The 7,525-nt window shown below is 55.4% G+C and carries 7 protein-coding genes and 2 pseudogenes; 2 read left to right on the forward strand and 7 right to left on the reverse strand.

All coding sequences use genetic code 11. The features are described from left to right. Window positions 1-2: 2 nt before the first annotated feature. From ACXAH0_RS13245 to ACXAH0_RS13275, 7 genes and pseudogenes are all read right to left on the reverse strand, one after another. Window positions 3-998 carry a peptidoglycan-binding domain-containing protein gene (locus ACXAH0_RS13245; protein ID WP_475191873.1) on the reverse strand — a complete coding sequence of 332 codons (996 nt, stop codon included), beginning with the start codon at window positions 996-998 and terminating at the stop codon, window positions 3-5. 136 nt (window positions 999-1,134) lie between these two features. After that, entirely contained in the window at window positions 1,135-2,295 is a 1,161-nt protein-coding gene (locus tag ACXAH0_RS13250; RefSeq protein ID WP_475191877.1) for a S8 family peptidase, read from the reverse strand. Window positions 2,296-2,354: 59 nt separating this feature from the next. Continuing rightward, the gene (locus tag ACXAH0_RS13255; RefSeq protein WP_475191881.1) at window positions 2,355-3,011 is read right to left on the reverse strand and encodes a hypothetical protein; all 657 of its coding nucleotides are present in this window, start codon (window positions 3,009-3,011) and stop codon (window positions 2,355-2,357) included. Then, window positions 3,004-3,537 (reverse strand): RNA polymerase sigma factor, encoded by a 534-nt coding sequence (locus ACXAH0_RS13260; RefSeq protein ID WP_475175013.1) that lies wholly within the window; start codon window positions 3,535-3,537, stop codon window positions 3,004-3,006. The genes ACXAH0_RS13255 and ACXAH0_RS13260 overlap by 8 nt, the downstream gene beginning before the upstream one ends. A gap of 406 nt (window positions 3,538-3,943) precedes the next feature. After that, window positions 3,944-4,609 (reverse strand): hypothetical protein, encoded by a 666-nt coding sequence (locus tag ACXAH0_RS13265; RefSeq protein WP_475175012.1) that lies wholly within the window; start codon window positions 4,607-4,609, stop codon window positions 3,944-3,946. A 297-nt stretch (window positions 4,610-4,906) separates the two neighbouring features. Then, window positions 4,907-5,473, reverse strand: a pseudogene (locus ACXAH0_RS13270) (IS3 family transposase); the annotation flags it as partial. Next, window positions 5,394-5,663, reverse strand: a complete 270-nt coding sequence (locus ACXAH0_RS13275; RefSeq protein ID WP_475191885.1) for a transposase — start codon at window positions 5,661-5,663, stop codon at window positions 5,394-5,396. The gene ACXAH0_RS13275 and the pseudogene ACXAH0_RS13270, both read right to left, overlap by 80 nt. Before the next feature lie 54 nt (window positions 5,664-5,717). On the opposite strand from ACXAH0_RS13275, the pseudogene ACXAH0_RS13280 reads away from it, so the two are divergent. Together ACXAH0_RS13280 and ACXAH0_RS13285 are read left to right on the forward strand one after the other, a co-directional pair. Next, window positions 5,718-5,930 (forward strand): annotated as a pseudogene (locus tag ACXAH0_RS13280) (transposase domain-containing protein); the annotation flags it as partial. A gap of 182 nt (window positions 5,931-6,112) precedes the next feature. Beyond that, on the forward strand, window positions 6,113-7,525 hold a 1,413-nt coding region (locus ACXAH0_RS13285; protein ID WP_475191889.1), incomplete at its 3' end, for a hypothetical protein.

Raw genomic sequence — 7,525 nt, forward strand, 5'->3', positions numbered from 1 at the left:
CGTCAGGAACTGAGTTCGATGAGTTGGCGTCGGGTCAGAAGGCCGGTAGGTTCTTCCTCCCGGTCTGCCTGGAACGCTTCGATCGCGGCACGGGTTTGCGGGCCGAAGATTCCGTCGACCAATCCCTTGTAATGCCCCCGGTTGCGAAGCCGGTTCTGCACCAGTCGCTTTGTTGCGCGAGAGAGGGCTTGTTCGAGCAAAGCCAGTTCTTCCAGCGTTTCTGGCGGAGCCGCAGATGCCGGCTCCTCTGTTTTAGCAGGCGTGATTTCCGGGCTCTCTTCGGTATCTTCGGTTTGAGGGACTGCAACCGGGATTGTTTCCGGCTCTTCTTTGCCGGATTTCGTGCGCAGAAAAATGGGCTGTTTCGGAAATTCCGAGATCGTGACCCCATTGAGCACGGACATGCGACGCAGCAATGTGCTGACTTCCACTTCTTCGGCTTGAAGCGCGTTTTCAAAAGCTGCGATCATCTCGGGGAAGACGTTTTCCGGGCCTACCAGAACCGGAGAAAATTGAGAGATTGGTCCAGGTGCGCTTGTTGATGGTTCGGTGCCGTCGGGTAGCTCGAAAGGAACTGCGCCAAGAGTGGCAATTGTTGCTCCACCTTGTCCTGCCTGGCCGGCCGACCGGGAAAAGGCCTGGATTGGCAGGGCCTGGGTGAAAAGGTCCGTTCCCCGGTTGAGCGTGGCGCCCGCCGGGAGAACGAAGCTTTGCTTCTGGAAATCCACGACAGGGGTGTGGAGATAGACGAAAGCTGCGCGGGAAATGGCTGCTTCGCGGGAAAATCGGATCAGAATTGAGCGTAGTTCGGCATTGTTCGGATTGTCGGCTCGCAGCGTTTCCACGCCGATGGTATGGAGTAAAGCCTGCATGACATCCGCACGCTCGGTCACCTTACCGACTGCGATCACCAGTGCCACAACTCGATTTTCCTGCGCAGTGGCTGGGAGAGCCGTTAGCAACAGAAAGAAAAGGACGAAAACTGGGCGCATGTTCATCTGCGGTCTCCGCATTCCGGTTAGGCTTAGACGCGGAGCCGGTCGTAAGAATGACTTATGCGCAGGCTCCTTTTCCTAATAAGTGCCTGCGGAGCCTTCGCGGGTTCACGAGGGCGTTAAAAAAGTTCGGAGCGTTTCAGTTATTGTGCGAAGTGGAGGGCCGGATGGCGTGAGCACTGCAGTCTATGCTTGTCATGCTGACGGTCTGAAGGGCCTTGCAGGCATCCAGCATCCTGCCGCGGCCTTGGGGAATGACAGACGCGCGGAGCGCATTTTCGATCACGGTATTGGTCAAATCCGGGGTTTTGGACACCATGAGCGCTATGACGCCGCTAACGTTAGCTGCGGCCACAGAGGATCCCGAGACATAATGATAGTCACCGTCAGCCGACGTCGTCAGAACATCGACAGAAGGGGCCGGGATAGAGTCATTGGCATTGCTGCTCCCGGCGGCCAGAACCCCAGGCAAAGAAGCGGGAAAAGTCAGCTCGGGTCCTTCGCCGCGCGCTGCGACAATAATGAACCCGCCGTCGACCGCCGTGCGGATGAGCTCCTCCAGCAAAGGATCAGCAGGCCCGCCGAGGCTCATGTTGATCACCCGGATATTGTTCAAAATGGCATAATTAAGCGCTCTGGCCAGTGAAAAGCTGTTGCAATGTCCGGAAGACGCGTTTTTCTGCCAGCATGCGCGCAGGTCAACCAAATCCGCTTCGGGCGCGATGCCGGCAATTCCAAGCTCGTTATTGGCATTGGAGGCAATGATTCCGGCCATGGCCGTTCCATGCGCCTCTCCATGGCTGGTTTGGGGCGAGCCAACAAAATCACGCGCGTCCAGGACACGATGAGCCAAATCCGGATGGCTGCGGTTGATGCGGCTATCAATGATGCCTACGGTGACGCCGTCACCCATGGAAATTCTTTGCGCCGCGATCGCGTTGAGTTGGATCAGGGCCGTCTGGGCCGGGAGGAGGGGGTCGGAATATGCTCCTTGAAGGGTATCGAACACCTGCAACCGCTGAACTGTCCGGATCTGGGGATCTGCGCGCATGCGGGCGATCAACCCATCGATATCCGGGCTGCCGTTCGTATCTATGACAAGACAATGGACCGAGATGGACCGCAGGGGCCACTCGGCTGAAAGCGTAACACCGTAGCGATTCTGAATTGCCGCGCTGACCGCCGGAAGAAGCGAAGTGTTTTCAAGTGGAACCGTCAGGATCAATTGGTTGTCCTGAGAAAGAGTGTCGGCTGGGACCAGTTGAAATTGGGTCGATAGGCTTTGCGCCAGGGCAGACATCGGGGCGAGCGAAAGCAGAATGCTCGCAAGTACGATCCGGATTGTCAGGGCAGAACGCGTCACGGCTTGCTGTCCGGTGCGGCAAACAGGATCTCGGGGGCAGTCATGAGATCATGGGCTGCGGTGGCCGGATCGGATTGACCAGACAGACTCGCCGTGTAAACACCGGATTCCGAAGGGCCGGAAACAAGCGCCAATCCGTGACGCGTAAGCAGGGTTTTGAGAGCTTCATCTCCCAATTCTCCGTGCGTTTGGAACTTGATGGTTCCAGTTTCAACAGCACGACCCTCGGTCAGCGTTGTGTATTCGGAGGTGCGATCCGGCAGAATAACGACAATTGCGACGGCACAGGCGGCCAGAGCAGCGCCTGATACCATAATCGCGCCCCTGAAATCTTTAAGCCGGCGCGTAACGGGGTTCCCCCTTGCAACATGGGCCGGGGCGGGCGTTGCGCTCGTACGCTGCTCTGCACGAATTTGCGCTTGCAAGCTCTCCCAGTTCTTTGCAAGGGGCACTTCAAAAGTGTCTTCGGTTGCCACTCTTTTTTTTAGGACATGCTGTCTTGCAACCTCTGCTGCAAAGTCAGGACATGTTTCGATGTAGTGAGAAACGCGATCTCTTTCTGCGTCCGAAAGCGTGCCGTTTACGAACCACGGGATCAGTTCCCAAGCTTCGTCCCAATGTCCATTTGCTTCCTTGTTGGAGGTGTCAAGCAACTGCGTTCTCCGGCTTGGTTTGCTCTTCGTCACTCATGATGACACGGAGCCTCCTGCGGGCGGTCATCATCCGCGTTTTCACTGTTCCAACAGGGCAACCGAGGATTTCGGCGATTTCCGTATAGTAATAGCCATTGTAGTAGGTCAGGTCAACGACAGCCCGCAATTCGGGAGTGAGCTGCTGCAGGGCTTTGCCGATGTCCTTTCGCCGGATAATATCCGCCGCTGTGTCATGATCATCGTCCACCAAATGTTCGTCGAGCATAATGTCGTCCTTGTGTCGATCGAGCTTCTGGCGTTTCTTCATGGCCTGCCGGTAGGCTATGCCAAAAATCCAGGAAGACGGCTTGGACCGTCCTTCGAAGTTCTTTGCCGAACGCCATACAACCATCAAGGTGTCATTGGCCGTTTCTTCGGACGCTTCGTGGCTGTCCGTAATGCGTCTTGAGAAGTGCATCAGTTTAGGCAAGTAGCGGCGGTGTAATTCTTCGAAGGCCGCCATTTCTCCTCGGGTGATGGCAGACAACAGTTGTTCATCTGTTGGTGGGCTTCCGCTAGACGGGTTGTTCCGGATGGATCTAAGCAGTTTCACTCTGAAGGTCCGCTTTTTTGTGGTCGGTGAGTAGGTGCTTTGAAGGCCGGGAAAAGGTTCAAGGCAGATGGAAAATTATTTTCGCTGTAGACATTGATCCGGCGGTGGATGGACGTAGAGGTCGGCTCGATTTCGGAACTTGGACATGTTTTTCCTCGTCATGAATTGCCAGGCGGCTGCCTGTTTGATGCAACCAGGATTGTGGTGAGAAAACACAGTTCGAGTTTGCAGAAACGGCGCTGCGCGCGCGCAGCTACCCAAACGCAGGCCGGTGACGGACCTGACATGATGACTCGCGCTGCCAACGTGCACGGCATGCAATGTGCTGATGAGCGTGCTTTTACGCGGACACGGGAGCGTTCGTGACCGGGGCATCCGGATCCGTTCCGCCGGGGGTATTGGCCTCGTCCAGCGTGCTGTCCACCGGCGTCCCGATGACCGGTACCGTGTCCACTTCGCCATCCAGGTCACCGCTAAAAACATCCTCAATGAGGAAGGAATTGTCGAGCGGCGGCTCTCCTTGCAGGAGATCCGTAATGCCAAGCCCGTCGCCGAGCCCTCCGATATCGGCCGCCTGGAAGTTCTGGCCAGAGCTCTGCGCACCGCCAAGGGCCGCACCCAGATTGCTGGTGGGGCCGGCGGCCGTTTGCAGGTCGTCCGCAGTCTGCAAGTTGGCAACGTCTTCAAAACCTTCAAGGGAGAGGGTCTGTTCCGGGCCAACAATGGCAACCGGGGCCTCCGCGTTCCCGTCAAAAAACCCTTTCACGACCACCGACCCGCCGTCGGAGAAGATCATCTGCAGATCGCCCTCGATCCGGAAAAAGGAAATGTCGTCGTCGAGGATCTGCCGGAAATCGACCTCCTGCCCAGCCTGCCGCTCCAGCACGATGGACTGGTCGGCTGCGGGCCCCTCAAGTCTTAGAGCAGAAGGTGCCGCAGGGGCGGAACCTTCACCTTGAGTTGTAGAGATCGTGGAGGCCTGCGCAATCCGGATAAATTCGTTCATATCTCAAACTCTATTTACTTACGACCAGTTTTCATAAAATAGGCTACCGAATATTTACATATTTTTCACCATACGAGAAAGCCCGAGAAACATTAACTTTAGAAAAGGTAAACGCAGAGCTCGGAATTTAAATGGAAATTAAATGTAAACAGCCGAACACGGCGGAATTTCGGCAAATTGTAATTACATTTATTAAAATTTTAGATTTTATCGTAATTTTTTAGTAGTTTGTGACCCTCCCGACACACAAGCCACAACCTGGACCTGTCACGGTTTGATTCCGCCCCGAGTTCTCATTTAAGCGATCCTGGCTTCGAATGCCAATAGGCTTTTCCATCCCAGAGCCGAGTGCCATCGGCGCGGATTGTAGAAGCCATTGATGTATTCGAATATGGCCAATTCGGCATCGCGGCGGCAGGTCCATGATTTCTGCCACAACAACTCAGCCTTGATCGTTTTGAAGAAGGTTTCCACGGCGGTGTTGTCAAAGCAGTTTCCTGTTCCGCTCATTGAGATCTGGAAGCCATGCTGGCGCAGAAGCTTCTGATAGTCGTGGGAGCAATATTGGCTGCCGCGATCCGTATGGTGAATGCAGCCCTTGGGCGGGCGGCGCAGGGCAATGGCCATGTTCAGGGCCCGGATAGCAAGATCCCGTTTCAACCGGTTGCTCACGGCCCAACCGATGACACGTCTGGAATGCAGGTCTAGGATGACAGCCAAGTAGAGCCAGCCTTCCCGGGTCCACACATAACTGATGTCACCAGCCCATTTCCGGTTCGGCCGGTCAGCAGAAAAGTCCCGCTTCAGCAGATTTGGCGCAATGTTGAACCTGTGATTGCTGTCCGTTGTCGCCTTGAACTTCTTGTTCCTTTTCAAGGTCAGAATGTGTGGACGGTTTCTCGGGATCGCGCCGGTCCTGCTGTATCCAACGGTTCAAGGTCGAGAAACCAACACCAAGATCTCTGGCGATCTGCTTACGCGACAAGCCGCTGGTCAGCGCAATCCGGACTGCTTCTGCGCGAAACTCCGCGCCGTGAGGTGATGCCATGAACATTCTCCTTTGTGGCAAAATACCAAGTCAAAGGAGCGGTACAAATCCGGGACAGGTCCAATTGCCCTTGGACGAAAAAACTACCTCTTCATGGGTTCAAAAGGCGGCGGCAAATCCGCGGCTATCGCCTATACCCTGATCGAAACGGCCAAACTCAACGGCATCGACCCGCAAGCCTGGCTGACCTGGGTTCTGGCACAAATCGCCGACCACAAGATCAATCGCATCAACGAACTCATGCCTTGGTGTTACGCTGCAAAAGCAGCGTAACAGAGCACGTCGCCGCCATGAAGACCGGCTTCACCGGACGGACACATTTGAACTACGGTAGCAGTGAAAAGACATAACACTGTGAACCTGATCTCGCTCCCGCGGCACTTACCTTTGAAGCCACACAAGCAGTGGCCCTTTTGCGGTAACGAACTGCCGCTTGGCACAGATGAGTGAGACCCATGACGATTATTGGTACCAAACGTTATCCAGACTCTCCGCTTGAGTTGTATGATGGATTTCCGGAACTCTGGGACATCTTCGTCCGGTTTACAGGCCCGCGCTTCATTGAGGAAAACATCGAATTCTTGATTGCTTACAAAACCAACAAACCAAATCAAACGATCTATGACACCTTCATTGACCCGGACGGCCCTCAACCCCTCAACTTGTCGCACGAAACCCGGCAAACCTTAATGGAGGCGGCTGGTGCGATAGAAGATCCTACGGGACCCAAACCCTTTGACGATGCGGCATTCGAAGCCGGGCTTGAAGCCGCAGTCAATGTCGTTGATGGATTGCTTGAAGCCAATGGCGATGTCAGCGCATTTTACGACAGCGATGACTTCTGGCAATGGCACCTTGAAAATGGGGGCGAGCCGACGGATTTCAGATCGCACCAGACGGTAACACAGTTCGTGCGCTATTTCTCGCAATTTGGTTGGGATCCGGCATCGCTCCGTCTGGCAAATAGGATTATCTCCGGGGACAAGCTTAAGATCCGACCCATAGAGGTTCTCGAAAGGCTCGAAAAGCAGGGCTGGATTGAGCGGAAAAAGCTTTACAATCCAGCAGCTGTTGCAGACGAGCTGGGGACGACGGACAACAAGCCGATACAGACCTTCATGGAAAAATATGCCTATGCGACAAACCCGGACTGGCAGAGCGCGACGGAGGCGGCAAAAACCTGCCTGCAAGACCTCGGACTGATGATAGCGCCGGCGAAATTCATGGAGGACCTGGTTAAGGGCGGGTTCATTCGCAACCGGTATCCGCAGGAGATCGTGCTCCCGGTTGAACTCACTTTGGAGGAATTCGTCCAACGCCTGCCGAATGGTGTGGTTAGCGAGGTCGATACGCGGTTGGCGGAGGTCGTGGCGGCTTATGTCGTCGATGATGAAGATACAGCAATAACAATTGCCAAAGATCTGGCTCTTGAACTCAATGGCTTGGTCCACCGCGACGAACATGAAACGTTCCACCTTTCCGACTTGAGTGACTATCTCCTTCAGCTGGCCCGAAACCGCGTCGAGCAGAGAGCCTGGGAGCAGGGCGAGGCCAATGCGGAGCAGGGTGGAAGCACCGACGATTTTTCCGAATTTCGTCCAGTTTCCCTGCGCACATTTGCACCGGATGATGAGGACTTCGAGCGCCAGTTGGAGGAGCTTCGCGAGCAGGACCGTCGCGAAAGCGGTTTTCTGAGCGAAGGTAGTGAGCCCGGTGACAGTGGCGGTGGTTCGGATCCCGGCAGCGCCGCCGGGAACGGGGATGACGTCCTCAGCCTGAGTGACTTCGTTCTACGTCTGCCTGACACGCTGGATGGGCACATTGAGGCCCGGATACAGGACATTCGCGGCAATATCCGCGACGGTCAA

It is taken from the genome of Roseibium sp. AWQ4_290, assembly GCF_056160985.1.

Excerpts from the sequence above, each read along its gene's own strand:
- ACXAH0_RS13245 (WP_475191873.1), bottom strand. The coding sequence starts at position 998 with ATGAACATGCGCCCAGTTTTCGTCCTTTTCTTTCTGTTGCTAACGGCT.
- ACXAH0_RS13250 (WP_475191877.1), bottom strand. The coding sequence starts at position 2,295 with ATGTCTGCCCTGGCGCAAAGCCTATCGACCCAATTTCAACTGGTCCCA.
- ACXAH0_RS13265 (WP_475175012.1), bottom strand. The coding sequence starts at position 4,609 with ATGAACGAATTTATCCGGATTGCGCAGGCCTCCACGATCTCTACAACT.
- ACXAH0_RS13275 (WP_475191885.1), bottom strand. The coding sequence starts at position 5,663 with ATGTTCATGGCATCACCTCACGGCGCGGAGTTTCGCGCAGAAGCAGTC.